This window comes from Actinomadura sp. WMMA1423, from assembly GCF_006547145.1.
GTDB lineage: Bacteria > Actinomycetota > Actinomycetes > Streptosporangiales > Streptosporangiaceae > Spirillospora.
Map to the genome: position 1 here is coordinate 4,203,072 of NZ_CP041244.1, position 26,436 is coordinate 4,229,507.

Sequence of the window (26,436 nt, forward strand, 5' to 3'; positions counted from 1 at the left end):
CCTCGGCCTCACGCCGGCGTCAGGAGGAGAGATCGCTGATGGCGTTGCCCATCAGCTTCGCGGCGAGGATCAGGCAGATCACCGTCAGGATCGCGGAGTCGTGGCGCTCCATCCAGAGCCTGAGGTCGTCGAGGATGTGCTGTGAGCGCTCCTTGAGGACGAAGTAGAGCACGACCGGCGCTCCGGTCCCGAGCGCTCCGATCACGACGAAGACCGCGAGTGCCGCGGCCTGGGCGCCTCCCGAGGTGCCGGTGCGCGCGATCGCGGCGGCGGCGGCGATCACGAGCAGCAGGTTCTTCGGGTTGAGAGCGGACAGCACGATCCCGAGCACCCCCGCCTTGACGGGGGTGAACGAGTCGACCGTGCGCATCCACTTCGGCAGCGACACCTCCTCGTCGCCGCGCGGCCGGCCGCGCCACTCCTTCACCGCCACCCACAGCAGCAGGACGCCGAGCGCCAGGTCGAGCGCGCTGGCCCAGACGGCGGGCTGCCCCTGGTCGCTCGGGCCCGCGCCGCCCGATACCAGCAGCACGATCGCGCCGACCAGGGACAGGCCCAGGACCCAGCCCAGGAGCAGCGCCGGGCCGTTGGACCGCGCCCTCGGGGTCGCGAGCATCAGCACCACACCGATGATCGGGAACGGGCTCAGCGCCACTCCGACGCCGTAGGAGAGAACCTGACCGATCGCGTCGCCCACGGCCGCCTACCTCACGCCGGTTCGACCTCGCCCGGGCGCCAGGTCCTGTCGAAGAACGGCGGCAGCGGGCTGTAGAGCCGCAGGACGACGAACCAGCCCTTGCCCGGAACGGTCTGGATCCAGTTGCCCTCCGGCACGCCGCCCGGCCGGTCTGGCCCGAAGCGCACGGTGGTCGTGCCGTCCGCGCCGGCGGTCGCCGCGGGCGTCGGATAGTCCTGGCTGCCGGCCCGGGGGAAGCGCTGCGGCGTGGAGAGCATCGAGCGGGTCTGGCTGTCGTAGACGGTGCACGACCAGAAACGGGCGGCGGGGACGTCCGGCGGCAGCACCAGGCGGTAGTGCTCGCCCCCGTCGAGGGTCCGGCCCCGACGGTCCGCGAACGCGAAAAGGTACTGCGAGCCGACCCCGGTCAGCGGTGCGGTGAACGCCGGGCTGATGCCCACGCCCAGGTACCACCACCAGGACCGCAGGTTCAGCTTGCGGGCGCCGTCGCTCGGACGGAGCTCGACTCCCCGGTCGGTGATGTCCGGGGGCGGGGTCATGAAGTCGTAGCCGGCCACGAGCAGGCCGTTGATCCACTGGGAGGACGCACCGTAGAAGTGCGCCCCCTCGTCCGGGCGCGGGCGGCAGGCGAGGGTACGGGCCGTCGCGTTCCCCACCGCGGCCGCCTCGGCGAGGATCTCCCGCATCCGCTGGTCCGGCCGGAAGGGCCGGCCCTTGGCGATCCCGACCGCGGCCAGGGCACCGGCGATCTCGGGATCGAGCGCCTCGGCGGGCTGGTCGTGCACGAGCTCGCTCGCGAAGTCGAAGTACGTCGCGTCCGCGGGCGGGACCGTGTTCACGGCGAACCCCGTGCCCTCGACGAAGCGCGGAGGGTCGGGCCTGCGGAGCGCGGCGGTCCATGTCTCGGCGGTCCACGGTGACGGCGGGGCCGTGCCCCCGGTGACGATCTCCCCGATGCCGGTCCCGAAGAACCCGGGGGTGTAGCGGTGGATGCGCAGCCCCTGCTTGATGCGCTCGACCGCCGGCCTCGGGTCGTCGCCCTCCAGGAACGCCCGCCCGCCCAGGAGGAGCCGCGTGGTACGGGTCGGCTGGACGAAGAAGCCGCCCTCCGGGAGAGGCCCCTCATAACCCGGCGGCACGAAGAGGTATTCGCCGCCGGCACCGCGATCCGGCCCGGCCATACCGGGGTCCGCGACCCAGCGGAACCACATGTCATTGACGAAGCAGAGGGAGAGGGGCGGCATTTCCACTACCAGCGGCCCCTCGGTCAGGTCGAGGAACGTCACGAAATAGACGGTGTCCGCGTTCCCTGTCAGCACGAGCGTCTCGGAATCCATGAACTCCGAGAAGAGCAGGACGTCGTGGTCGCTTATCCCGGCCTCCAGGAAACCCTTGCGCGCCGCCCACATATTGACCCCGGAGTACGCGTCGAGGAATCCTCGGACGGCGTGCAGGTGGTCCAGATGGTCGTAGAGGCGGTCGGTGGTCTCGTCGGTGGGCCTGCCCAGCGGGAACTCCAGGGTGCCCAAATGCGTCTCCACCCGCTCGGGCGTCGAGAGCGACTCGATGACCTGAGGCGGGATCCGTCCGGCTTGCTGCAAGGCATCGCTCCGTTCTCGGGAGAGGCCCCCTCTCGACCAAGAACCCATACCTGTCGCGAAACACCACCAAACGCAATGTCCAGCGGCATTGGTTTCATATTACTTGGCAGGGTGCGGAGATGACGGAACTGCGCCGGCCTTTGGGGTCTGATGCCGCAAACAATGAGGTGTCGGCTCGGTAGCCCTCGTCGGCCGGCACCATGAGGCCGCAGGCGGCCGGGTCGGGGAGTCCGGGTCGGGCGCGGATCGCTTCTTCGCTTCCGGGACGACCCTTAGTGGACGGGCCGAGAGGTCCGGGATCGCTCAGGGGTCTCCCCGATGGCGAGGGGGGTCACCGGCGCCGAGACTTGCCTTCGTGATCTTCGCGAGCTCGCCGGTACGTCGAGTTCGAACCGCTACCGTGTGAGAAGGCTGGGTTGCAGTGCGCATAGGAAGACGCCGGAACCGCAGGGGCTCGGACCCGGCGGACGGCCTGCCGGTGGTGGTCCGGCTGGAGGACGCCGTTCGCCGCTACGGGGAGGGGCAGGCCGCGGTGGCCGCCCTGGACGGTGTGTCGCTCGACTTCGGGCCCGGGACGTTCACCGCGATCATGGGGCCGTCGGGCTCCGGCAAGTCGACGCTGCTGCACTGTGCCGCGGGGCTGGACCGCGTGGACGGTGGCCTCGTGCGGCTGGTCGGCCAGGATCCGGCGCGGCTGTCGCGGCGGGCCCTGACCGAGCTGCGGCGCGACCACACCGGTTTCGTGTTCCAGGCGTTCAACCTGATCCCGACGCTGACGGCGAAGCAGAACGTGGAACTGCCCGTCCGGCTGGCGGGGCGTACACCCGACGCGGACCGGGTGGCGCACTCCCTGGAGCGGGTGGGACTCGCCGACCGCGCCGACCACCTGCCGACGCAGCTTTCCGGCGGTCAGCAACAGCGGGTCGCGCTCGCACGCGCGCTCGTCACCCGCCCCCGGGTGCTGTTCGCCGACGAGCCCACCGGGGCGCTGGACATTCGTTCGTCGCGGGAGGTGCTCGCCCTGCTGCGCGACACCGTGGCGCGGAGCGGAACGACCGTGATCATGGTGACCCACGATCCGGTGGCCGCGGCGCACGCACAGCGGGTGGCCTTCCTCGCCGACGGACGTCTCGCCGGGGATCTGGCCGGTGCGAGCGCGGAGCGGATCGCCGCGCGCATGACGCTGCTGGAGTCCGGTCGATGGGCCGACGGACAGGGCGGTCGCGAGGCCACCCGGCCCGGTGAGGAAGGTGCCGTCCGTGCGCGGGATTGACCGGCTGACCTGGGAACTGGCAGTCGCCAGCGTGAGGCGGCGATGGTCCGGATTCGTGGGCGCGTTCGTGGCCCTGGCGGTCGGGACGATGATCACGGCCGCCAGCGTCCACCTCCTGGTGGCGACGACGAGCACGCCCGCTCCGGAGCCGCGGCGTTTCGCGGCGGCTCAGAGCGTCGTCGTCCCGGTCGACGGCTCCGGGCAGCCGCTGCCGCTCCCGGCGGGACTGTCCCGAGAGACCGTGGATCGGGCGTCCGGCGCCGGACGGGCCGTGGCGGACCGCAGCTTCGCGGTTCGGCGGCCGGGCGGGACCGGGGCGGGGATCGCGGCCGTGGGGCACGGGTGGTCCTCGTCCTCCCTCGCCTCCTACGAACTGGTCGCGGGGCACCGGCCGGTCGATGACCACCAGATCGTCGTTGCGTCCGGTGAAGCCGACTCCCCCGCACCCGGTGAGCGGGTCAGGTTGGCGACGCCGCTGGGAACGGCCTGGTACACCGTCGTCGGCGCGACCGGGCGCAAGTCGTTCGAGGACGCCGTCTTCTTCACCGACGCGGAGGCTGCTCGCCTGTCCCCGGCCGTGAACGCGGTGGCCGTCCAGGCGCCGGCCTCCGCGGTTCGCGCCCGCCTGGCCGGCGGGAGCGCCGCGGTGCTCGCCGGCGACCTGCGGCGGCTGGCCGATCCGGCCACCGTCGGCGGCGTCGGCAGAGCCCGGTCCGTGGTGCAGATGACCACCGGGCTCTCGGTCCTGGTCGTGGTGTTCGTCCTGATCGCGACGTTCGCCTTCGTCGTCGAGCAGCGGTCACGGGAACTGGCGCTGCTGAGCCTGGTGGGCGCCTCCCCCGCGCGGATCCGCCGGATGGTCCGCGCGGAGACCGCGGTGGTCGGCGCCGCCGCGGCGCTGCTGGGCTGCCTGCTGGGAGTCCCCGCCGGCCTGCTGCTGCGCTCCTGGATGGTGGCCAACGGGCTGGCTCCGGAGTGGTTCCACGTCGGTTTCCATCCCGGGGCGCTGGTGATCGCGTTCCTGGTCGGCACCGGGGCGGCCGTCCTCGGCTCCACCACCGCCTCGTGGCGCGCGTCCCGCGCCCGGCCACTCGACGCCCTGCGGGAGACGATGGCCTCACCCCGTGTCATGTCACCGGCGCGGTGGATACTCGGGAGCCTGATCCTGGTCGCCGTCGGTACGGTCGCGACCGTGCTCGCCGTCATCAGCCCGTCGAGCGCCGCGAACCCCGGGAACTACTTCGAGGTGCCGGTCCTGTGCGCGGCGGGTCTCGCGATCCTCTCGCCGGTGCTGGCCCGCCCCGTGGCACGGGCCGTGACCTGGCCGCTGATGCGCTCCGGCGCGCTCGGGCTGGTGCTGCGGCAGAGCACCCTCAACGGCGGGCGCCGGGTCGCCGCCATCGTGACGCCGGTGGTCCTCGCCGTCGGCATGTTCGCCGGCATGATCGGCATGCAGACCGTCGGCCGGGAGGCGGCCGCCCGCCAGCGCGCCGCCGCCGTCCACGCCGACTTCATCGCCACTCCGGACCTCGGCGCCGCCTTCGGCCCCGCGGCTCTTTCCGCCCTGCGCCACACCGGCGGCGTCCGGAGCGTCGAAGTGGCCGACGAGGTCGTCTCCCTGGCCGCGACGGACGGCACGGTGCTCGAAGCGGTGGACGCACGCGCCGTCGACCTCGGCGCCCTCGGAGACGTGGTGACGCCCCATGTGCGGCGTGGCTCGCTCCGCGCGCTGCCCGCCGACGCCATCGTGGTCGGCGAGGACCTGGCCGCCTCGGCCGACCTGGAGGTCGGCCGGTCCCTCGTGGCGTGGACCGGCAACGGCCGCCGCGTCACCGTCCGCGTCGCCGCGGTGGTCGATTCGGTGCTCGGAGGCGGTGAGGCCTACGTCTCCGACGACCTCCCGGGTGGCCTGCCGCCCGGCACGGCGTTCTTGCGGAACCTCCCCGGTCAGAGCGGGACGCCGCGGTCGAGCGAACTGCGCGATGCGGGTGTGCGAATCCAGCCCGTCTCCGCATACCTGGACCGAGCGGGCCAGGACGAGAAGGAGGACTCGCATCTCGCGAACGTCGTCATCCTGGGCATCGTGGTGGCCTACGCCCTTCTGGCCCTCGTCAACACCCTCGTGACGAACGTCGCCGCGAGACGCCGGGAGATATCCGCCCTGAGCCTCACCGGCGCCACCCGCCGGCAGATCATCGGGATCGTCGTCGGCGAGGCGGTGCTGGCCGTGGCCGTCGGGACCATGGTCTCCGTCCTCGCCGCGGTATCGGTGCTCGGAGCGCAACACCTCACGCTGAGCCGGGTCGTCGACCGTCCACCGCTGGCGTTTCCCTGGACCGACCTCTGGCAGATCGTCGCACTGTGCACCGCGACCGCCGCGCTCGCCGCCGGGCTCGCGGCCTGGCGCGCCCTCGTACGCTTCGATGCCGCACCCACCGGCGACTGACCCCGGAAGCGGGGCAGAAGCGGGTCAGATGCCCTCCAGGCTGGGGTGCCGGGGCGGGTGCCCGGCGCGAACACGGAGGGAGCGGGCCGACGCCGGCCCGCTCCCTCCGCTGTCCTGAGGTTCAGTTCTTCCGCAGGGCCGCGAAGAAGGCGCGCAGGTCGGCGGTCACCGCGTCGGGGACCTCCAGGGAGGCGTAGTGGCCGCCGGTGGGGAACTCGCTCCAGTGCACGATGCCCGTGTTGTCGCGCTCGGCCAGGGAGCGGATGGTCTGGAAGTCGTCGGCGAAGACCGCGACGCCGGTCGGCGCGGTGTTGACGGCCGGTTCGGCGCCGGAGTGCGCCTCGGCGTAGTGGTAGCGGCCCGCGGTGGCCTGGGTGTTGGTGAGCCAGTAGAGCGTGACCTGCGTGAGGATCTGGTCGCGGGTCACCAGGCTCGTGCCGTTGCCGAAGGAGTTGAACAGCTCGCTCCAGGCCAGCTGGCCGACCGGCGAGTCCGCGATGCCGACCGCGACGGTCTGCGGCCGGGAGGCGTTGATCGCGTTGTAGCCGCCGACCGACTGGAACCACTGCATGTGCTCCAGCGCCGCGTACTCCTTGGGCCCGAAACCGGCGAACTCGTCCGGGTCGCCCGACGGGAAGGAGAACAGCTGGAGCACGTGCATCCCGAGGTATCCGGGCGGCTTGAGCAGCCCGAGCTCCCTGGAGACCATGGCGCCGGCGTCGCTGCCGTGCGAGCCGTAGGCCTCGTAGCCGAGCCGGCGCATGAGGGCGTCGAGGGTGCGGGCGACGCGCGCCATCGTCCAGTCCCCGCCGGACAGCGGGGTGCTGAAGCCGAAGCCGGGGATCGAGGGGACGACGACGGAGAAGGCGTCCTCCGCCCGTCCGCCGTGCGCGACGGGGTCGGTGAGCGGGCCGATCATGTCGAGGAAGTCCACGAACGAGCCGGGGTAGGTGTGGATGAGCAGCAGGGGGGTGGCGTCCGGCTCGGCGGAGGGCACGTGAATGAAGTGGACGTTCTGGCCGTCGATGTCGGTGAGGTAGTGCGGGAACTCGTTCATCCGCGCCTCCTGCCGCCGCCAGTCGAAGTCGTCGCGCCAGTGGTCGACGGTCTCGCGCAGGTAGTCGTTCGGCGTGCCCAGGTCCCAGTCGTCGACCGCGGCGGGGCGGGGCAGCCGGGTGTTGGCCAGCCGCAGGGCGAGGTCGTCGAGCTCGGCCTGCGCGATCTCCACGCGGAAGGGACGGATCGCGGAGGCGTCGGAGGAACCGGAAGAAGCGGACTTCGTCGTCGTCATGCCCTTACAGTAGAACGCATATAGGAAGACTTGATTCCTAATGGTGCGGCATCATTCAGATCATGCTGGACACTTCGGCGAGACTGCTCGCCCTGCTCTCGCTCCTTCAGTCGCGACCGTCCTGGCCGGGCTCCGAACTGGCCGAACGCCTCGGCGTGAGCAGCCGCACGATCCGCAACGACATCGCGCGGCTTCGCGAGCTCGGCTATCCGGTGGACGCCACGCGCGGCGCGACCGGTTCCTACCGGCTCGGCGCCGGCACGAAGCTGCCTCCACTGCTGCTCGACGACGAGGAGGCCGTCGCCATCGCCATCGGGCTGCGCGCCGCGACCGGCATCAGCGGCATCCACGAGAGCAGCGCCCGCGCCCTGGCCAAGCTGGAGCAGGTGCTGCCGCACCGGCTGCGCCGCCAGGTGGCGGCGATCCACCAGTCCACCTCGCAGGGGCCGCACAACACCGGTTCCAACGTCGAGGACCCCGAGGTCGACGCCGCGGTCCTGGCACAGATCGCCTCGGCCGTCCGCGACCGCGAATGGTTCCGCTTCGACTACACCGTCGGTTCCGACCGCCGGGAGGGCGAGCTGCCCTCGGGCACGGCGGCGACGTCCGGCCCCAAGCTCGTGGAGCCCTACCGGCTCGTCAGCTGGACGCGCCGCTGGTACCTGGTCGGGCGCGACCCGCAGGCCGGGACCTGGGCGACGTTCCGGGTCGACTGGATCACCCCGCGCATGCCCACCCGCCGCGTGTTCACCCCGACCCCGCTGCCCGGGCTCGACTACACGGGCTTCGTCCTGCGGGACGTCGCCTCGACGGGCTGGAAGGTGCACGCCCGGATCACGGTGTTCGCCTCCGCCGAGGAGGTGCTGTCGCGTATCAACGCCACCGTCGGCGTGGTCGAGTCGGTCGGCGACGAGCAGTGCGTGCTCGTCACGGGAGCCGACAGCCTCGAGACCATCGCGGTGTACATCGGCATGCTCGGGCTCGACTTCGAGGTCACAGGACCGCCCGGACTGATCGACCATCTCGCCGTCCTGGGCGAGCGCTACCTGCGCTCCATCGACCGGGTGAGCGAGGGCCGCGAAGGCGACGGCGCGGACTCGGCCCGGCGTCCGTGAGCGGGCCGCGCTCGGCCCGCCAGGGTCATCTCCCCACGCTGCTCTGCACGGTCTCGACCTCTTCGCCGACGTGCATGGAGAGCGTCGTGCCGCCGGCGAGCACCAGGCTCAGCGCCACCGCCGCCCAGCCGATCGCGGGCCGCCACCGCCGCCTCCGGGCCGTTCTCGGCTCGGTCGCGGTGACGCGGTCACCGACCGCGATGCGCTTCCTGGCGGCCACCCAGGCCGCCGCCTCGTCATCGTCCAGCCCGCACGCCAGGACGAAGGCGACCAGCAGTTCCTCGCGCGGCAGGGTCTCGCGGCCGAGCGCGGTGGACGCGGTGGAGTAGGGCAGCACCCGGCCGGCCTCCGCGGCCCGGCGCTCCAGTTGCCGGTAGCTGAGGCCCGACCAGGCCTTGAGCCGCCGCAGCGCGGCGACGAACTCGGCCTCGTCGGCGGCCACGTCCGGTGACGGTGGTGCGGTCACGATCTCACCCCGATAGCTCGTTGATCGCTCCACTATGTCCCACGCTGAACAGGCCGTACAGCGTCTCGCACAAGCTCGGACGGCGGGACCCCTTGATCGACGCGGTCCGCCGCCGCCAGCCTCTGGCCCATCCCCGCGAGACACCGCTCTGGAGACCGCATGCAACGGATCAGTCCGCTCTCCCTCACCGCGGCGCTCACGGCCGCGCTGGCCGTGGCCGGCTGCGGCGCCGACGCCGTGGGCGCGCCGAGGGCCGCCCACGGCGCGCCCGAACCCGTCGACCGTTCGATCGCCCGGTACCTCGACCGCACGCTGCCCGCAGGACCGGGCGGCACGGTGGTCGCCGCCCGCGGCGGCGAACTCGTGCACTGCAAGGGCTTCGGCCTGGCGGACCGGGCGGCCGGGACCCCGGCCACCTGCGACACCGTCTACGACGTCATGTCGATCACCAAGCAGTTCACCGCGGCCGCGATCGTGAAGCTGGAGATGATGGGCAGGCTCCGGACGACCGACCGGATCAGCACGTTCCTCGGCCCGGTGCCCCCGGACAAACGCGGCATCACCCTGCACCACCTGCTGACGCACACGGCCGGGCTGCCCAACGGACTCGGTGACGACTACGACCCCGTCTCCCGCGACGAGATGCTGAAGGAGGCGCTGAAATCCAAGCTGCTGTCCCGCCCCGGCACGGAGTTCCACTACTCGAACACGGGATTCAGCGTGCTCGCCGCCGTCGTCGAGAAGGTGTCAGGCACCAGCTACGAGCGGTTCCTGGCGAAGTACTTGTTCGCACCGGCGGGAATGACCCGTACGGGCTACGTGCTGCCGAAATTCTCCTGGGCCCAGGTCGCCGTGGAGTACGACGAGAACGGAGCGAGCCAGGGACGTCCGTTCGACCATCCGTGGGCCGCGGACGGACCGTACTGGAACCTGCGCGGCAACGGCGGCATGCTGTCCACCGGCCGCGACATGTTCAAGTGGCACCGCGCGCTGCTGGGAGGCACGATCCTCAACGCCGCGGCCAAGGCCGAGATGTTCCAGCCCCACGCCCGGATTCCCGGCATGCGGGCCGCGTACGGCTACGGCTGGGGCGTCCTGCGCACCAAGGACGGCCGGGTCGTCTGGCACAACGGCGGCAACGACTGGTCCTTCGCCAGCTACAGCCGGATCCTGCGCGACGGCACGATGGTCTACTGGGTCACCAACCAGGTCTCCCAAGCAGACCAATGGAACCTTGAGGACAGTGAACTGGAAATGAACCAGGCCTTGGCCGACCGCGCCCGCGACACCGACTAGCCGCCTGCGCCGCCTGCGCCGTCAGCGAAGCGGAGCTTGCGCGGCGGGCTGCCCGGTACGGACATCTGAGCCGCCGAGCTTCACGACCAGCGAGCGCAGGTGGGGTGTGGCGGCGTTCTCCTGGCCGCGCTTCCCCCACGCCGCGATGTGTTCGCTGACCAGCTCGGCGAGACTCGCGCGCTCGTCGTCGGTGAACTCGACCGTGGTCGTGGTGCTGGACCGGCAGTCGTAGGCCGTGAAGAGGATGTACCCGACCGCCTGTTCCGCCGCGGGGGGCTTGCGGTTGCGCTGGGCATGCCAACCGGCGCTGTTGTTGACTACGCCCCAGCCGTGCAGGGCTTCGTGGTTGGTGAGTTCGAGCCTCATGGGCCGGTACCTCTCGCCGCAAAGGCGTGTGGCCACACCCTCAACGGCCACTCTACGCGAGTGCGGCCACGGTCAGGAGGACGGACGACGCGCGCTGATTGCCCGCGTCGTCCGCGGTGTCAGGCTTGGGCGGCGCGTTTCGGCAGCTTCCAGCCGGGGCGGGGGAAGTGGCACGTGTAGCCGTTCGGGTACTTCTGGAGGTAGTCCTGGTGCTCGGGCTCGGCCTCCCAGAAGTCGCCGGCGGCGGCCACCTCGGTGACGACCTTGCCCGGCCACAGACCGGAGGCGTCGACGTCGGCGATGGTGTCCTCGGCGACCTTCCGCTGCTCCTGCGAGGTGTAGAAGATCGCGGAGCGGTAGCTCGTGCCGATGTCGTTGCCCTGCCGGTTCACGGTCGTGGGGTCGTGGATCTGGAAGAAGAACTCCAGCAGCGCCCGGAAGTCGGTCTCGTCGGGGTCGTAGACGACCTCGATGGTCTCCGCGTGGGACCCGTGGTTGCGATAGGTGGCGTCGGGCACGTCGCCGCCGCTGTAGCCGACCCGCGTGGAGACCACCCCGGGCTGACGGCGGAACAGCTCCTCCATCCCCCAGAAACAGCCGCCCGCGAGCAGTGCCCTCTCGGTTGCCATGTTCTCTGTCCCCCTCGTGTCCTTCGTCGATGACTACAGCGGACGCCGCCCCACCGTTATTCCACGCAGCCGCCCCGCGCCCGGCGGTCCACGCCGGGCACGCGCGTTCCGGCTGCTCCGGCCCGCGTCGCCTCTTCACAGGTCAAGTGGTTCGATGACCTGCTTTCGAGCGTGCTGGTAGATGACCGAGCTGCGGAACCCGACGATCTCGCGCCGCCCGCTGAACTTGTCCATGAGGAAGGCGTGCAGGCCGTCCACGCTCGGCACGGCGACGTGCACGAGGAAGTCGTCGCCGCCGGCCACGACGAACACCGAGACCACCTCGGGCAGCCCCATCGCGTACTCCTTGAAGCCGTCGATCACGGTGCGGCTCAGAGGCCGCACCTGGACGTGCAGCAGGGCCTGGACCGCCCGGTTGAGCGCGGGGAGGCTGATCTCGGCGTGGTAGCCGGTGATCACACGAGACGCGACGTGCGCTCGCCGACACCCTCGCCGGCATCCTGCGCACCGCCCGCGCCACCGGCTCGACCCCGGCCGAGGCCGCCCGCGTCCGGGCCCGCCGGCGCATCCAGGGCGGCCGCCTCTGACGCCTGCCACCGGCGGCGCGGTGGCGGCCGCGGGGTTCACATGGTGCCGCGGCGGGTCGTGTCGATGATGTGCAGGGGTACCTCGCGCTCGATCCGCTCCAGGACGGCGGCCGCGTTGCCGCCCCTCGCCGCGGCGTACTCCGCCTCGGTCAACGCGACGACCTGGAGGAACGCCACCTCGCCGTGCGGGGTGTCCAGGACGGCCAGCTCCGGGTCGACGGCGAACGCGAGCGCAGCGAGTTCGGTCGCGGTGCCCGGGCCCTGGTCGGGACGGTCGCCGAACGTTCCGCGGGCCACGTGGATCGTGTGGCCGGGCGCGAACGGCCGCTCCGCGAAGACGTACCTCGCCAGCTGCTGCAACAGCACGGCCGACCAGCTCGGCGGCGCCTCGTCGTGCGGCCCGCGAGCGATCCGGAGGCTGAACTCGATGCCCGAGCCCGACACCTCCGGGTCGTCGGTCACCTTCCCGTAGAGCTCGGACATCCCGAAGCTCACCAGGTGCCAGTGCGGGCGGGGCTCGTCCAGCGCGTAGATCCGGATCGCGTCCAGCGGATCGGGGCCGCCGGCCGAGTACGGCACCCGAGGTGCGAAGGTGCCGACCGGTTCGGTGTCGCCGTAGAGCTCGCGCAACACCCGTTCGATCGCCGCCCAGCCGGGAGGCTCCACGTCGGTGGAGAGGGAGATCTCGGCTCCCTCCGGCAGGTCCTTCACCTGTCCGTGGATCTGGCCGGCGACGTTGACCCCGACCACGAAGTCGATGGCCTCGATGTTGTCGACCGCGACGGCTCCCCCGGCGATCGGCGGGTGCCTGAAGTCGTAGACCTGCCCGGCGGAGAGGATGATCCCGGCACGTTCCGCTTCCCGGGCGAGCCCGGCCATCAGGTAGCGCTCCCGGCCCTCCGGCGTGTTCAGTTCCGCCCGAAGGGCCTGGACGCCGTCCCAGCACCGGGTCAGCGTGCCGTCCACGACGCTGAGGAACCAGCAGCCGTCGTCGGACTCCAGGAACACGTCCCCGAACGGGGACGCGAAGAGCGGGACCTTGCCTCCGAGATCAGCCCACTTCCACGCGTCCAGGGCGTCGGCGTAGCGCTCCGGCGAGAACTCTCGGATCAGGTCCACGCCGGAATCCAACCACAGCCGGATCTACCGCCGCCCCCCGTCAACGATCTCCTTGCGCCGGCGCGCTCCGGCACCGGGTTATTATCCCAACATGTCTTGGGAAAAGGAGCGGCTCGTCCCGCTGCGCGCCCTGGCGAACCCGTTGCGCGTCCGGATCGTGTCGCTGCTGACGGGGACGGCCATGTCGGCGACGGAGGTGGCCGAGGAACTCGGGCTGGCGCACGGCTCCGCGAGCTACCACCTGCGGCAGCTGGCCGCGGCGGGCTTCCTCGAACAGGTCGAGGAGGACCGGCCGGCGAGGCCCGGGCGGGGCCGCTCTCCCAAGCGCTACCGCTACGACCCCTCCAGCGCCGACCGGTTGGACCGGTCGTCCGGGCGGCGGCTCATGCAGGAGGCGACGTTCACCGACCTGCGCCGGCGGCTGGAGGCCATGAGCAGGCAGCGGCAGAGCGCGGACGCCGAGGTATGGCTCGACCCCGAGGACTGGGACCAGGTCTGCTCCCTGGTGGCGGAGGCGGTCGACCTCGTGCACCGCGGCGCGCGGCCGCCCCGGTCGGAGGGCGCCGTGCACGTCAGCATGACGGCGCTGCTGTTCGAGTTGCCCGACGCCCGATGACCCGCGCCGCGGCCCTGCCCGTCCCGGCCGGAGCCGTCGCGTGCTTTCTGTCCATAGGGCTGCTGGTGCCGGTGCTCCCCCGGTACGTGTCGGGGCCGATGGGCCACGGGGCGGGCGCGGTCGGCGCCCTCGTCGCCGCCCCGAGCGTGATCGCGATCCTTGTGCGTCCGTTCGTCGGACGGCTCGCCGACAGGCGCGGCCACCGCGTGACGGCCGTCGCGGGCGCCGCCGTCCTCTGCGCGTCCACGCTGGCCCTGACGGGCGCGCAGACGTTCCCGGCCGCACTGCTGTGCCGGGCCGTGGCGGGCGCCGGCGAGGCCCTGGCCTACGTGGGCCTGGCCGCCGCCAGCGTCTCCGCCGGCGCGGACCGGTCGTCGGACGGCGCTCCGGGCCGGATCACCGGCTTCTCCATCGCCGTGTACGTGGGGCTCCTCGCCGGTGCCCCGTTGGGCACGATCTCACTGGCCGCCTTCGGGTTCGGCGGGGTGTGGCTCCTGGCGGCCGCGTCTTCCGCCGCGGCCATGGGGATCTGCTTCTGGCTGCCCCCGCCCGGAGCGGCCGCGGGGGCGGGGCCCGACGGTGCGGAGAGCGGGCCCGGCCCTGGGCGGAAGAGGGCCCTGCTGATCCATCCGGCGGGGCTCGTGCCAGGCATCGCCTACTGCGCGAGCGTGTGGGGATACACGGCGTTCAACACCTTCATCCCGCTCTACACCCACAGCATGGGGCGGGCGGACGCGCGCACCGAGTACCTGATCTACGGGACCGTCCTGCCGGCGGTCCGGATCCTGGGGGCCCGCCCGCTCGGCGCGCTGCCCCCGCGCGTCACCGCCGGCGCTTCGCTGTCGTTCACGGCCGCGGGGCTGGCCGGGCTCGTGGCCGTCCCGACAGGGCCCGGCCTGGCCGTGGGGACCGCGCTGCTCGCCTTCGGGCAGGCCCTCGGGCTTCCGGCGTTCCTGTCGATGGCGGTCGAGGCCGTCCCGCCGCACCGGCGCGGATCCGTCATCGCCACGGTCACCCTCTTCTTCGACGTCGGCTTCCTGACCGCCGCCATCGGGCTCGGGCTGCTGAACCAGGACCTCGGCCTGCGGGCGGGGTTCGCCGCGGCCGCCGCCGTCTCCGCCGCCCCGCTACTTCTCCTCTTCCCCCGGCGGCGCACCCCGCGACCGCCGGTTCCCCCCACCTTCCCTAGACCCAGGTCCTCTCCTAACCACAGGTCCTCTCCTAACCACAGGTCCTCTCCTAACCACAGGGAGCCGTCATGCCCATTCCCGCGTCGCCGGACGTCCCGGAAGCCGAACTGACCGCCTACGCCCGGCTCATCCTGGACGTCTGCGCCCCGGTCGCCGAAAACGACCTCGTCGCCGTCAACGCCGAGATCGAGCACGCGCCGCTGGCCCGCGCGCTCGCCGAGGGGGCCTACGCCCGAGGGGCCCGGTACGTGGACATCTGGTACTTCGACCCGCACGCCAAGCGGTCCCGGGTCCGCCACGCGCCCGCGTCCACGCTGCACGAGGTCCCGCCGTGGCACGACCAGCGCAACGACGAGCTCGCCAGGCGGCACGGCGTGCTGATCAACATCCGGGGCGAGGCGGAACCGGACCTGCTGGCCGGCACCGACGCCGCGCGGGCCGGCCTGGACCGCATGCCGGGACTCGCCTCGCGCTACCGGCTGCAGAGCGGCGACCTGGTCTGCTGGTCCGCCGTCGCCTACCCGACGCGCGCGTGGTCGCGGCACGTCTTCGGCGAGGAGGACCCGGCACGGCTGTGGTCCCACATCAAGCACTTCGCCAGGCTCGACCAGCCCGATCCGAGCGCCGCCTGGCGCTCCCGCCTCGGCGAACTGCGCGCGCGGGCCGACCACCTCACGGGACTGGACCTGGACGCCGTGCACTTCGAGGGGCCGGGGACGGACCTGACGATCGGGCTCATCCCGGGGGCCGTGTGGACCGTCGTCGGCTTCACGGCCGCCGACGGCCGGTTCTTCGTCCCGAACCTGCCCTCCGAAGAGGTCTTCACCACGCCGGACCACCGCCGCGTCGAGGGGACGGTCAGCGCGACGCGCCCGCTCGCGCTCGCCGGGACGGTGGTCCGGGACCTGCGCCTCACCTTCGCCGGCGGGCGGGTCACCAGGGTGGAGGCGGCCGGTGACGGCGCCGAGGTCGTGCGCGGGCACCAGTCCACCGATCCCGGCGGCGCCCGCCTCGGTGAGGTGGCCCTGGTCGACGGCACCTCCCCGATCGGCAGGTCGGGCCTGACGTTCATGGAGACCCTGCTCGACGAGAACGCCACCTGCCATCTGGCCTGGGGCAGCGGGATCCCCCAAGCCGTCCCCGGTGCGGCCGGGCTCACCCCTCAGGCCCTCGACTCGATGGGCGTGAACCGCTCGGCCGTGCACACCGACTTCATGGTCGGCGGCCCCGAGGTCACGGTGACGGGCATCGACCGGGACGGGCACCGCGTCGTGATCCTCCGCGACGACGAGTGGCGGCTCTGACCACCGTCCCCTCAATGAGTGCGGAGGGGGCGCGATGGGCGAGGTCTCGGCGACGCCGACCGGAACGCCCCACCCTCCCGGCCGGTTCCCGCCGCTGCCGCCGGTCGCGTTCGCCGCGGTCCTCACGCAGGGGGCGGGAGGTGGGAAGCGAGCCGGTACAGGACGGCGACCCAGGCGATCGACAGCAGGACGGCCCCGGCCAGGACCATCGCGGGCACGGGGCGGCGCCGCTGCGCGCCGGACGGCAGCAGCGCGGCCGGGAGGAGCGCGACGAGCAGGCAGAAGGCCAGCTGCGCCGGCGGGCGCACCGCGTACACGACCGCGGCCGCCGGATCGCTCGCGTGGGGCAGGCCCCGTGCCCACAGAACGGCCGCGGTGATCGCGGTGGCAGCCGGGGCCGCGGCAAGGGACGGGCCGAGCCCGTCGCGACCGTAGACCAGCAGGAGGACGACCAGGCAGCACAGGCCCGCGCCCACGGCCGCGAAGATGTCGAGCTCCAGGGCGTAGAACGGGCGCGATGCTTCGGAGGGGCGCGCGGTCGCCCAGCGCAGGACCGCCACGCTCCCACCCGCCGCCAGGGCGAGTCCCGCCAGCAGGGACGCGTCCGCCCTGCCCTCCCCCGGCCGGCGCGCCCGGCCCCACAGCCAGGCGGCCAGCGAGACCGCGGCCAGCGCGATGGCCGCGGGTGTCGCCCACGGCCCGGCCTGGCCGCCCGCCTCCAGGGCGAAGTCGAGATCCTGGTCGGCGATCATCGAGATGCCGAACGCGATCCACAGCGCGCCGACGAAGACCACGACGTTGGCCAGGTGGACCGGGAACCAGGCGAAACGCCGATCGGCCGCGGGGTCACGGCGCGCCCAGAGCCTGGCCAGGGCCGTGCTGCACGCCCCCGCGTTGGCGACCAGGAGCGGCACCAGCAGCAGACTCGGCCACCCGAACACCGGCGAGACCCCCAGACCGGTGTTCCAGATGCCGACGGCCATGCCCAGCGCCGTCCCGGCGGCGAGCCCGAGCTGGGGGCCGCGCACACCCGTTCCCGGCGTGGTGATGACCGTGCGCCAGACCGCTCCGGCCCACCCGAACGCGAGCAGGACACCCCCGAGCAGGCCCGCGAGCAGGGCCGGAAGGTCCCACGACGGCCCGCCGGGAGCGGACAGGACGATCATCGCGACCGCCACCAGGGCCATCGCCACGGCCGCCCCGACGGCGACCGTCTCCAGCGTCGTGGTCCCGAGGATCCCGGACGGATCGGTGAGCGCGTCCAGGCGCCGGACGGCACCGGGATGGCGCGCGAAGGCGCGCCGCCGCCGACGCGGCGGGCGCCCTGCACCGCTTCGGAGGAGGAAGGCGAGGGCGTCCGCGTCCGCCGCGGCGGAACGGAGGTCCGCCTCGTGCTCGCGCGAGCGCAGCACCGCGGCGGCCATCAGCGCCGTCAGCAGGAGCAGGCCCGCCGCGCGCAGCCCGTACTCCGACCAGAACGGCCTGGTCAGCACGTCGACGGGCGAGCCCGGTATCGCCCGCGTCCGCCATAACTCGCCCAGAACCGGCGCGAGGAGCGCGGCCGGCAGCGTCCACCACACGCCGCGGGTGAGCCAGACGAGGCTCACGTCGCCGGCCGCCGCATGCGCGATCTCGTGCCGGAGGACGGCGGCCGCCTGCGGCGGCGGGAGGGCCCGCACCCCGCGGGGAAGGATGATCTGGAAGCGCCGCGGGCCCGCCACGGTGAACGGCTCGCGGAGGCTGAGCCGTCCGAACCTCACGACGATCCGGCGCCGGATCCCGCCGCCGGCGAGTTCGGCCGCCCTGTCCTGCCACTCTTGCGGCGCGTCGGTGAGCGGGCCGGCCCTGCGCGCCAGCCGCCAGGGCAGCAACCACATCAGCAGCACCCCCGGAGGCAGGACGGCCAGGCCGCCGGCCACTTCGCCGACCAGTTCGGCATGCCCCCGGCAGGCGAGCAGGCCCTCCCGCAGTGCCGGCCCCCGCTCGCCGGAGGCCGCCACCGCCTTCATGCAGGTCACCGTGGCCGCGATCGTCATCTGGTTCGCGATCAGCCGGCCGGCGTAGGAGCCCGCGAGGACCAGGACGCAGATGAGCGTCAGGTACCGGGCGCGGCCGGGAGAGGGCAGTGACAGGAACTCGCGGCCCGGTCGCCCGGGCAGCGGCGTGCCGCGGGCGGCATCGCTCAAGCTTCGTCCCCCCGGTCGGTGAGCAGCGCGTGGAGGACCGACGTGGCGAGCATCCGTGCCTGGTCGGGGTCCAGACCGAGGGCGACCCCCTGGTCGGTGATGAGTTCCGCCAGCACCCGCCTCTCCGCGCCGTCCAGTTCGATCACCGTCCCTTCGGGAGCGCCCCCGCGAACGCGACGGGCCGCCCGCGCCCTGGCGAGAGCGGCTTCGATCACCTTGGTGGCGGCGCTGCCCGCCGTCGCGTTCATGAGCAGGGAGACGATCGCCAGCACGTACGGGGTGACCAGCCCGACATCGACGCCCATGCCGACCGGGGCCCTGAGCCGTCCGGCCCCGAAGGCGCGGACCGGATCGCACCGGTACTCGGCGACGATCGCGTCGAAGTCGGGGACCTCCGCCTCGCGGACCTCGGTCACGATCGCGCGGCCCAACTCGACTTGGGCCTTCCATTCCGGACCCGCGCCTCCGCCCGCGCACAACTGCTCGGCGGTGAACTCGACTTTTCCGCTCCTGCGCGAAAAAATGCTCATCTCGACCCCCGTTTCACCTCCCCGCTTTGATGCACCGGAGGCCTGCTCGGATCCACCCTAGATTCGAGCAGCATGTGGATATGGAGGTCTGATGTCACGGCCATATCCGGCCTCCTCGCTCCGAGCACCGAGTCGGGGCGATGCGCGACGAAGGAGGTCGAGGGAAAAGGGCTCGTCTTGACGCATTCCCTACGCTCATGCGCGCGATCTTCACGCGCCTCCTACGGCACGGTCCGGAGAAGCGGGGCCGACGGCTGCGGCACTCGCGGAGCGGTGCGGGGCGGGAACGTCGGAGGCGGGCGTTATGGTGCGTCTTCATGAGCACACTCAACGCCAGTCCCCACGACAAGAGCCGGGCGTGAGCCGCTACCGGGGGCCCGCCACCCTGATCGACAGCGGCGGAGCCGAGATCGAGGTCTACGTCGATCTCCGCTCCAAGCAGCGGGAGTGGTCCGGGACCGCGACCATCGGCGACTTCGACTCCGGCGATCCCCACGACCTGACGCTGAGGCTGCCGGACGGGCGCGAGGCGCAGGTCGCGCTCGGCGGTTCGGCGGTCTGGTCCGACGTCGTCACGCTGGTCGGAAGCGGCCCGCCGCCCTTCGCCTGAGCGCCCCGATCCAGGGTCAGATCACGGTCGCCGGTCGCTCTCCCGGTGTCAGGCGCAGCCGGACCACGGTGGGGATCGACTCGCGTTCGAGTGCGGCACAGAGCCGCGGGAGGGCCTCGTCCTGGATGCGGCGCCGCAGTTCGGCGGGGTCCGCCTCCTGCCCGTAGGCGATGTCGAGCCGCAGCCCGGCCCTCTTCGACGAGCGGATCAGCAGGGCCCTCGCCTTGCGCACGCCCGGGTAGTCGCCGATCTCGGTTTCCAGCGCGTCGGTGATGGCCTTGGCCTCCACGCGCGTCGCGCCGTCCCTGGCGTCCGGCTCCAGTGAGAGGCCCCGCAACCGGCTCGAACGGAGTTGCGCGAGCATCCAGGACAGTCCGGCCAGGGCCACGACGACGGCCACGGCGGCGACGGCCGGCCAGAACCAGCCGTGGCCGTCGGCGAAGCGGCGGGCCTCCGCCGTGAGCACGGGGCCCGAGGCCCGGGCGCTCCCGAAGGAGCCGAGGCCGCGTGCGAGGCCGAGCCCGCCCGCGGCGGCGAGGAGCGCGCCGAGAAGGAGCAGGCCGGTGCGGTTGATGTGCGCGTTGCGGCGGTCCATCATCCCTCCCGGTGCTTCATCCGCACCGTGACGGAGCGGTCGGGCACGGGACGGAGGGCGTCGAGCCGGTCCCGCACCGCGGCGGCGATCCCCGCGTCCAGGCCGGCGGTCTCGCGCATGGGCGTCTCCGCGACCACCCGTACCCGCCTGCGGCCCAGCCGGACCTTCCTGACACCCGAGACCCCGGGGGCGCCTTCGGCCGCGGCGGCGAGGGCCCGCTTGAGCCCGCGCCTGCTCACGCCCATCATCAGGCTCGGATCCCGCCCGCGCAGCGGGACGATCCGGGACTTTCCCGGCAGTACGGCGGCCAGCACGAACCAGACGCCGACGAGTGCGAGAGCGGCGAAGATCGCGCGGACGTACCAGTCGTCCCAGCTCGCGTCCCGCACCCACCCGTAAGGGAAGATGTGCGCGGGGCGGTCCACGGACGTCGAGATGACCTCGATCGCCGTCAGCACGCCGGCGGCCGCCATCAGCAGCGCGGCCGCGAGGGCCGGCAGCGCCCGGTACGAGCGGAACGTGTGCCTTGCCGCCCGATCGCCCCTCCGCGTGCCGTCCGGCCGCGAGGCCGGCTCCACGGCGGCGCGAGCCCCGGCCTGCGCGGTCACAGCACGGTCCTCTCACCCCTGGAGGGATGCCCCAGTTCGGCCACCACGACGTCCACCTGCCGGACGGTGAGGCCGGTCAACTCCATCACCCGCTCGCGCACCCTCTCGCGCACCTGGCGGGCGACCGCGCGGACCGGCACCGGGTACGCCACCGACATCGTCACCCTGGCCGTGACGATGTCACCGTGCACGCGCACCTCCGTACGGGCGGGACCCCGCCCGGGGACCGGCACGCCGACGATGGTCCGGCCGAGCCCGCCGGACGCCTCGACGTCCTGCACCGCCTCCGCGACGATGCGGGCGACGGTCCGGTCCCGGATCGTCGTCCTGCCCCGCCGGGTGCCGGTCATCGGGGCGCCGGCCGTCGGGGCGCCCGTCATCGCGGCCGCCGCCCCGTGCGGCCCGTCGAGAAGATCTCCCCGAGGTCCAGGCTGCCCTCGATCACCCGGCCGACCACGAAGCCGAGCCCGCCCAGGAACAGGACGAGGAAGAACGCGCCGGCGCCGCCGAACGCTCCGGCGAACCCCAGTGCCACCCCGAAGGCCAGGCCGACCACGGGCCACGGCACTCTCACATCCATCCCGACCGCCCTCTCGGCTCGGCGGGGCCCTCAGCCGGCATCGGCCCCGCCCCCCGTCAGCACGTCCCCCGTCAGCACGTCCCCGATCAGCACGTCCACCGGCCGCCGGCCGGTCAGGGGACGCACCCGACGTCGCACGTCCTCGGCGATCTCCGCGAACGGCCGCCCGTACCGGACGACCACCCCCACCTCGATCATCGCGTCGCGCACCGCGACCCCCGCGTAAGGGGGCCCCGCGCGGTAGGTCGCGATCCACCCGCGCGGACCCGCCGTCAGTCCGAGGACGTCCGGGCACGACATGGCCGTCGCGCCGACCCGCTCCGCCAGTTCGGCGAGCGGCTCCCGCCGGCGGTCGGGCGCCGCGCCCGGTCCGGCGGCCACGCCGGGACCATCCGACGGCCCCTCCCTCGGCAGAGCCCGCGGCCGCGCGGCTCCGGCAACGGACTCCGCCGCGCCCCGCCCCTTGCCACGGGGCGGATCCGGCCGGCCGGCCCGGCGGGGCCGGGGCTGGGGCTGGGGGGCCGCTCCCACCGCTTCGGTCCAGGAGATCATCGAACTCGGGACTCCTCGGCCCGCGGCTCCGGCGACTCCTCCTCGGGCATGTGGACGTCGTCCACGGTGATGTTCACCTCGACGACCTCCAGCCCGCACATGTGCTCGATCTCGTTGACGACGTTGGTACGCACGGCGGTGGCCAGATCCGGGATGGACAGCCCGTACTCCACGACGAGATCGATGTCGACCGCCGCCTGGCGTTCCCCGACCTGGACCGCCACGCCCTGTGCACCGTCGGGCGCCACGCCCGGCAGGCGGTCCCGGACCGCCCCCATCGTCCGGGACAGGCCGGCGCCCATCTCGTACACGCCGCCGACCTGCCGGGCGGCCATCGTGGCGATCTTCGCCACCACGTCGTCGGCGATCCTGGTGTTGCCGCCGGACGTGATGAGCTCGCTCGACCCTCCGTCGGCCCCCCGCTTGCGCCTCGTCCCGACCGCACCCTGCTCGGCGCCTCGCCTGTCGTCCTGGCTCACGATGCCCCCCATGCACGCGTCGGCTGACCTGCGATTGATGCTCACGAAGCCTCACTCGAAAACAGGAGAACAATCAAAGAGCGGGTCAAAGTCGGTATATGCCGTCAACTAACGATCTTCCCGCGTCGCTCTACTTCCGGTACCGCGCGCGCCGGAGCCTCATCCGGCCCATGGAGACGGCACCCGACCCCTGACGGGACCGTCGAAGGGCCCGCCGTCGGCCGCGAACCGGCGCAGGGACTCGGCCGTGCCGTACGCCGAGGTGGCGGCCCTGCGGTGCTCGCGGGGGCTCATGCCGTAGCGGGCCCGGAAGGCGCGGCTGAGGCCGGGCGCGTCCGGCAGTCCCCACCGGGCGCCGATCTCCGCGATGGACAGCCCGGCCAGCAGCGGGGAGCCGAGGTCGTCGAAACAGCGGCGCAGCCGCTCCTCGCGCAGCCAGCGGCCGAACGTGGTCCCCTCGCGGGCGAACAGCCGGTGGAGCTGGCGCAGCGAGATGTTGTGGGCCGCGGCGACCTTGGGCGGGGACAGGCACGGGTCGGACAGGTGAAGCTGCATGTAGAGCCGCACCCGGCGCAGCAGCTCCTCACCCGGTGAGGCGGGCGGACGATCGACGCCGGTGAGCGGGGCGAGCGCGGTCGCGACGAGGTCCAGCGCCATCTCGGCGAGCCGCCGCCCGGTCTCCGGGCCGGCCGTGTCCGCGACCCGGGTGGCGTTGATGAGGAAGGGCGAGACCAGACGGCCGATCGTGGAGTCCACCGCGATCCGGTGGGCCGTGGCGGCGCCCGCCTCGATGCCGCGCTCGCGGAGCGCCGCTCGGGGGAACTGCAGCACCAGGTGGTCGAACTGCGAGCCCTGGAAATCGACCAGGTAGGGGCGGGTGCTGTCGAACAGCGCCAGGTCGCCCGGTTCCAGAACGGCCCTCCTGCCGTCCTGGTGCCCGACGGTCCGGCCGCGCAGCTGCAGCGCGAGCAGGCAGACGTCCTCCTCCGCCGACCGCAGATGGCGGCGTGAACGCTCGGCGGTCATCGGATCGGTCAGGATGCGGGTCGCCCGGATCGGACCGACCTGGTGGTTCCGCACCATGCCACGGAACCTCGCGCCGCCGGCCTGGGCCACGTCCAGCTGGATGAAGGTCGAGCAGATGACCTCGCGCCAGTACGCGGTCCGGTCCTGCGGCGGGACCTGTTCGGTGGAGAGCACCTGTCCCACGCGACCCACGCTAGGACGGTGGATCCGGGGAGGCAAGGCGGAACTTGTCCGTGCGTGCCAGATCGCTTGTCGCTCAGTGCAGCGGCCGCCCGCGGTCCGGCCCCGCCTCCTAGCGTCGTTGGCATCGCCTGGCCTCACGAGGAGGAAAGATGCTGATCAGGGCGGGGATGCTGCCGGTGGACGCGGCGGCGCGGTTCGCCGGGAAGACGGCGCTCACCACGGCCGAGGGGTCCCAGACCTTCGCGGAGCTCGACGCGTCGGCGAACCGGGTCGCCACCGGCCTGGCCGCCCTCGGGCTGGGCGAGGGCGAGCGGGTCGGCGTCCTCTCCCACAACCGGGCCGAGGTCGTGCACGCCTGGCTCGGATGTGAACGGGCCGGCATCGTCCGGGTGGTCATGCACAGCCACTTCGACATGGGGACGCACGCCGAGCTGCTGGAGCAGGTGGACGCCCGCGGCCTGATCTTCGATGTCCGCTTCGCCGGGGCCGTCGAGGCGCACCGGGACCGGCTCGGTGACGTCCTGCTGATCGCGGTCGGCGAGGACCCGCCTTCCTGGGCGGTGCCGTGGGCGGACGTGCTGGCGGCAGGGTCCCCGGTGGCCGAGCCCCTGGACGTGGACGAGGACTCCCTGGCGTTCATCCAGCCCACGTCCGGCACCACCGGCTCTCCGAAACCCTGGACGGTCAGCCACCGTTCGTGGGCGGCGGTCGTCGACCAGAACCTCCACCATGTCGACACGTTCGCACCCGGACTCGAACCGGTCGGCCCCTCCGACGTCGTGCTGCACGCCCACGCGTTGCAGTGGGCGACGGGCTTCCAGCTGCTGTATCCGTACCTCGTCCGCGGCGCCCGGACGGTGCTGGTGGACGACTCGGCCTTCGACCCCGCCCACGTCCTGGACGTCATCGTCTCCGAGGGCGTGACCGGCCTCCTGCTGCCGGCGCCGATGCTCGACCCGATCCTCGACCTGGTCGAGCGGCGCGGCGGCGTCGAGCACTGCCTGCGCAGGCTGGTGGTGTTCTTCGCGACCCCCGAGGTCCTGGAGCGCACGACCGCGCTGCTCGGGCCGGTGTGGTGCCACGGCTTCGGCTCGACCGAACAGGGCGCGGTCACCACCCGGCTGCTCGCCTCGGAGGTCGCCGAGGACCCGCGGCGGATCGCCAGCGTGGGACGGCCCGCCTCCCCGTTCTTCGAGGTGGCCATCGTCGACGACGCCGGTCGGCGGGTCCCGACGGGCCGCCTGGGCGAGATCGTCGTCCGCAGCGCGATGTCGATCGGCCATTACTGGGGCATGCCCGATCGCACCGCCGAGGCCTTCCTGCTCGGCGACTGGTTCAGGCCCGCCGACATCGGCCATCTCGACGAGGACGGGTTCCTCTACTACGTCGACCGCGCCGCCGACTCGATCCCGACGGCGTCCGGGAGCGTGTACCCGCACGCCGTGGAGGCGGCCGTGCTGAAGCACGCGGCGGTGGCCAACTGCGGTGTCGTCGGGCTCGGGGACGACCGGGTCGTGGCCGCGGTCGTGCTCAAGGACGGGTTCACCGACACGCACGCCCTGCGGGAGGACATCGACCGCACGGCCGCGCCGGGGCTGTTCCCGCACGAGCGGCCCGAGATCATCGTGGTGGACGAGCTGCCCTGCGTGCTCGGCGGGGCGAAGGTGCAGCGCGCCGTCCTGCGCGAGCGCCTGGCGGCGGAAGCGTGAACGCCGCCCGGGCCGCCCTCCTGGCCGCCGGATCCCGCGTGCTGATCAGCGACGACGCGGGCCGCGAGCGCACCGGAGGCGAACTCGCCGGCCGGGTCGACCGGCTCGCCGGGGCCCTGGCGGAGCGCGGCCTGGCGGGCGGGCGGATCGGGCTGTGGCACGGCAACTCGATCGCGGCCGTCGAGGCGTCGCTCGCGGTCGAATGGCTCGGCGCGACCAGGGTCCCGGTCGATCCGGGCGCCACGCCCTCCGAGGCCGCCTCGATCTGGAAGGCCGCCGGGACCGACGCCGTCCTCGTGGACCGCGAGCACGCCGGGGGCGATGCGCTGCTGCACGATGACGACGAGCCGCTGACCGGCCCTCCCGTGCCGCCCGAACCGGAGGTCCCCTCGGACCGCACCCTGCTGCTCTACCCTCGCGCCGTCCGCTCCGGCGAGCTGATGGCCGTGCCGATCTCGTACGGCAACTGGGAGGCCACGATGGCCGCCAACACCTCCCTCTACCGCGACGGCGGCTACGGTCCGGGCTTCGGGCCGGACGAGTCGTTCCTCACCGTCCAGCACGTGATGCACGGCACGGGACTCGTCGGGACCTTCCCGTTCCTGCGCATGGGGCTGCCGCAGGTGATCGTGCGCAGGTTCGACGCCGATGCCGTCCTCGACCTGCTCCGGTCCGGGACGGTCACCTCGACGATGATGGTCACCGGGATGGTCACCCGGCTCGCCGCCGCCGCGCGGAGCCGTCCGGGCGGGCCGGGCCCGCTGCGCCGCCTGCTCTACGGCGGGGCGCCCCTGTCACCGGCGGACCTGCGGGACGCCGTGCGCACGCTCGGGGACGTCCTCGTCCAGATCTACGGCCGGCTGGAGGGCGGCTGGCCCCTCACCGTCCTCGACCAGGCCGATCACCGGGCGGCGGCCGAGGGCGACACGTCCCGGGCGGGCAGCTGCGGCCGACCGGTCGCCGCGGCCGGCGAGCTGCGCCTCGGACCGTCCGGGGAGATCCGCGTCCGGTCGCCGATGGTGGTCGCCGAGTACGCCGACGCCGACGGCTGGTGCTCGCTGGGCGACCTCGGCCGCCTGGAGGACGGCTACCTCCATCTGCGCGGGCGGCTCGACCGGATGATCAACACCGGCTACCACGTCTACCCCCAGGAGATCGAGGACGCGATCCGCGGCGTCCCCGGCGTCGCCGACGTCCTCGTGCGCGGCGAACCCGACGAGCGGCACGGCGAGGCCGTCGTCGCCCATCTCGTCGCCCGCGGCGACGCCTCCCCGCGGCCGCTGGTCGCCCGGGTGGACGCCGAACTGCGGTCGCGGTTCGCGCGGTACAAGGTGCCGCGCCGCTACCAGGTCGCCGGCTCCCTTCCCGAGGAGTGATCGCAA

General features: G+C 73.0%; 27 protein-coding genes. 10 read left to right on the top strand and 17 right to left on the bottom strand.

Annotated elements, in window-relative coordinates:
* Positions 1-19: 19 nt before the first annotated feature.
* The gene (locus FKD65_RS19415) at positions 20-697 is read right to left on the bottom strand and encodes a GAP family protein (protein WP_141578841.1); all 678 of its coding nucleotides are present in this window, start codon (positions 695-697) and stop codon (positions 20-22) included.
* 11 nt (positions 698-708) lie between these two features.
* On the bottom strand, positions 709-2,298 hold the full coding sequence (locus FKD65_RS19420; protein ID WP_205718718.1) for a DUF1254 domain-containing protein: 1,590 nt from the start codon (positions 2,296-2,298) through the stop codon (positions 709-711).
* A 421-nt stretch (positions 2,299-2,719) separates the two neighbouring features.
* Between FKD65_RS19420 and FKD65_RS19425 the strand changes: the two genes are divergently transcribed.
* Together FKD65_RS19425 and FKD65_RS19430 are read left to right on the top strand one after the other, a co-directional pair.
* Positions 2,720-3,571, top strand: a complete 852-nt coding sequence (locus FKD65_RS19425; protein WP_368367262.1) for an ABC transporter ATP-binding protein — start codon at positions 2,720-2,722, stop codon at positions 3,569-3,571.
* A complete protein-coding gene (locus FKD65_RS19430) occupies positions 3,558-6,017 on the top strand; it encodes an ABC transporter permease (RefSeq protein ID WP_141578843.1) in 2,460 nt (819 codons plus the stop codon). Before FKD65_RS19425 ends, FKD65_RS19430 begins: the two co-directional genes overlap by 14 nt.
* A 121-nt stretch (positions 6,018-6,138) precedes the next feature.
* Here FKD65_RS19430 and FKD65_RS19435 read toward each other — a convergent pair whose 3' ends face one another.
* Positions 6,139-7,308 (bottom strand): epoxide hydrolase family protein, encoded by a 1,170-nt coding sequence (locus FKD65_RS19435; protein WP_141578844.1) that lies wholly within the window; start codon positions 7,306-7,308, stop codon positions 6,139-6,141.
* A 62-nt stretch (positions 7,309-7,370) separates the two neighbouring features.
* Between FKD65_RS19435 and FKD65_RS19440 the strand changes: the two genes are divergently transcribed.
* The gene (locus tag FKD65_RS19440; protein WP_141578845.1) at positions 7,371-8,423 is read left to right on the top strand and encodes a YafY family protein; all 1,053 of its coding nucleotides are present in this window, start codon (positions 7,371-7,373) and stop codon (positions 8,421-8,423) included.
* A gap of 25 nt (positions 8,424-8,448) precedes the next feature.
* Here the strand turns inward: FKD65_RS19440 and FKD65_RS19445 are convergent, their stop codons facing one another.
* A complete protein-coding gene (locus FKD65_RS19445; RefSeq protein ID WP_205718719.1) occupies positions 8,449-8,889 on the bottom strand; it encodes a hypothetical protein in 441 nt (146 codons plus the stop codon).
* A 159-nt stretch (positions 8,890-9,048) separates the two neighbouring features.
* Here FKD65_RS19445 and FKD65_RS19450 point away from each other — a divergent pair, with 159 nt between their 5' ends.
* Complete coding sequence (locus FKD65_RS19450) at positions 9,049-10,185, top strand: serine hydrolase (protein ID WP_141578846.1); 1,137 nt, start codon at positions 9,049-9,051, stop codon at positions 10,183-10,185.
* 21 nt (positions 10,186-10,206) lie between these two features.
* Here FKD65_RS19450 and FKD65_RS19455 read toward each other — a convergent pair whose 3' ends face one another.
* The 4 genes from FKD65_RS19455 to FKD65_RS19470 form a co-directional block, all read right to left on the bottom strand.
* On the bottom strand, positions 10,207-10,551 hold the full coding sequence (locus tag FKD65_RS19455; RefSeq protein WP_141578847.1) for a hypothetical protein: 345 nt from the start codon (positions 10,549-10,551) through the stop codon (positions 10,207-10,209).
* A gap of 119 nt (positions 10,552-10,670) precedes the next feature.
* Positions 10,671-11,180, bottom strand: a complete 510-nt coding sequence (gene msrA, locus FKD65_RS19460; RefSeq protein ID WP_141578848.1) for a peptide-methionine (S)-S-oxide reductase MsrA — start codon at positions 11,178-11,180, stop codon at positions 10,671-10,673.
* Positions 11,181-11,315: 135 nt separating this feature from the next.
* On the bottom strand, positions 11,316-11,639 hold the full coding sequence (locus tag FKD65_RS19465; protein ID WP_141578849.1) for an Lrp/AsnC family transcriptional regulator: 324 nt from the start codon (positions 11,637-11,639) through the stop codon (positions 11,316-11,318).
* 164 nt (positions 11,640-11,803) lie between these two features.
* Positions 11,804-12,886, bottom strand: a complete 1,083-nt coding sequence (locus tag FKD65_RS19470; RefSeq protein ID WP_141578850.1) for a suppressor of fused domain protein — start codon at positions 12,884-12,886, stop codon at positions 11,804-11,806.
* A gap of 91 nt (positions 12,887-12,977) precedes the next feature.
* On the opposite strand from FKD65_RS19470, the gene FKD65_RS19475 reads away from it, so the two are divergent.
* The 3 genes from FKD65_RS19475 to FKD65_RS19485 are packed head-to-tail and all read left to right on the top strand — an operon-like array spanning position 12,978 to position 15,996.
* Entirely contained in the window at positions 12,978-13,502 is a 525-nt protein-coding gene (locus FKD65_RS19475; RefSeq protein WP_141578851.1) for a transcriptional regulator, read from the top strand.
* A complete protein-coding gene (locus FKD65_RS19480) occupies positions 13,499-14,803 on the top strand; it encodes an MFS transporter (RefSeq protein ID WP_141578852.1) in 1,305 nt (434 codons plus the stop codon). Before FKD65_RS19475 ends, FKD65_RS19480 begins: the two co-directional genes overlap by 4 nt.
* Entirely contained in the window at positions 14,761-15,996 is a 1,236-nt protein-coding gene (locus FKD65_RS19485) for an aminopeptidase (protein WP_141578853.1), read from the top strand. The genes FKD65_RS19480 and FKD65_RS19485 overlap by 43 nt, the downstream gene beginning before the upstream one ends.
* A 122-nt stretch (positions 15,997-16,118) precedes the next feature.
* On the opposite strand, the gene FKD65_RS19490 is transcribed toward FKD65_RS19485, so the two are convergent.
* Positions 16,119-18,182, bottom strand: a complete 2,064-nt coding sequence (locus FKD65_RS19490) for a hypothetical protein (RefSeq protein WP_141578854.1) — start codon at positions 18,180-18,182, stop codon at positions 16,119-16,121.
* Positions 18,179-18,712 carry a hypothetical protein gene (locus tag FKD65_RS19495; RefSeq protein WP_141578855.1) on the bottom strand — a complete coding sequence of 178 codons (534 nt, stop codon included), beginning with the start codon at positions 18,710-18,712 and terminating at the stop codon, positions 18,179-18,181. The genes FKD65_RS19490 and FKD65_RS19495 overlap by 4 nt, the downstream gene beginning before the upstream one ends.
* A gap of 358 nt (positions 18,713-19,070) precedes the next feature.
* On the opposite strand from FKD65_RS19495, the gene FKD65_RS19500 reads away from it, so the two are divergent.
* Positions 19,071-19,322: a DUF4873 domain-containing protein gene (locus tag FKD65_RS19500; RefSeq protein ID WP_141578856.1), complete on the top strand. Its 252-nt coding sequence runs from the start codon at positions 19,071-19,073 to the stop codon at positions 19,320-19,322.
* A gap of 16 nt (positions 19,323-19,338) precedes the next feature.
* On the opposite strand, the gene FKD65_RS19505 is transcribed toward FKD65_RS19500, so the two are convergent.
* From FKD65_RS19505 to FKD65_RS19535, 7 genes are all read right to left on the bottom strand, one after another.
* On the bottom strand, positions 19,339-19,917 hold the full coding sequence (locus FKD65_RS19505; protein ID WP_141578857.1) for an alkaline shock response membrane anchor protein AmaP: 579 nt from the start codon (positions 19,915-19,917) through the stop codon (positions 19,339-19,341).
* Entirely contained in the window at positions 19,917-20,525 is a 609-nt protein-coding gene (locus FKD65_RS19510; protein ID WP_141578858.1) for a DUF6286 domain-containing protein, read from the bottom strand. The genes FKD65_RS19505 and FKD65_RS19510 overlap by 1 nt, the downstream gene beginning before the upstream one ends.
* A complete protein-coding gene (locus tag FKD65_RS19515; RefSeq protein ID WP_240810242.1) occupies positions 20,522-20,905 on the bottom strand; it encodes an Asp23/Gls24 family envelope stress response protein in 384 nt (127 codons plus the stop codon). The genes FKD65_RS19510 and FKD65_RS19515 overlap by 4 nt, the downstream gene beginning before the upstream one ends.
* Positions 20,902-21,093, bottom strand: a complete 192-nt coding sequence (locus FKD65_RS19520) for a hypothetical protein (protein ID WP_240810243.1) — start codon at positions 21,091-21,093, stop codon at positions 20,902-20,904. The genes FKD65_RS19515 and FKD65_RS19520 overlap by 4 nt, the downstream gene beginning before the upstream one ends.
* A gap of 42 nt (positions 21,094-21,135) precedes the next feature.
* Positions 21,136-21,486 carry a hypothetical protein gene (locus FKD65_RS19525; RefSeq protein WP_240810244.1) on the bottom strand — a complete coding sequence of 117 codons (351 nt, stop codon included), beginning with the start codon at positions 21,484-21,486 and terminating at the stop codon, positions 21,136-21,138.
* Positions 21,487-21,653: 167 nt separating this feature from the next.
* Positions 21,654-22,136 carry an Asp23/Gls24 family envelope stress response protein gene (locus FKD65_RS19530; RefSeq protein WP_240810245.1) on the bottom strand — a complete coding sequence of 161 codons (483 nt, stop codon included), beginning with the start codon at positions 22,134-22,136 and terminating at the stop codon, positions 21,654-21,656.
* Positions 22,137-22,295: 159 nt separating this feature from the next.
* Positions 22,296-23,345 carry a helix-turn-helix domain-containing protein gene (locus FKD65_RS19535; protein WP_168221108.1) on the bottom strand — a complete coding sequence of 350 codons (1,050 nt, stop codon included), beginning with the start codon at positions 23,343-23,345 and terminating at the stop codon, positions 22,296-22,298.
* 149 nt (positions 23,346-23,494) lie between these two features.
* Here FKD65_RS19535 and FKD65_RS19540 point away from each other — a divergent pair, with 149 nt between their 5' ends.
* Positions 23,495-25,054, top strand: a complete 1,560-nt coding sequence (locus tag FKD65_RS19540; protein WP_141578861.1) for a class I adenylate-forming enzyme family protein — start codon at positions 23,495-23,497, stop codon at positions 25,052-25,054.
* A complete protein-coding gene (locus tag FKD65_RS19545) occupies positions 25,051-26,430 on the top strand; it encodes a class I adenylate-forming enzyme family protein (protein ID WP_168221109.1) in 1,380 nt (459 codons plus the stop codon). The genes FKD65_RS19540 and FKD65_RS19545 overlap by 4 nt, the downstream gene beginning before the upstream one ends.
* Positions 26,431-26,436 lie beyond the last annotated feature (6 nt).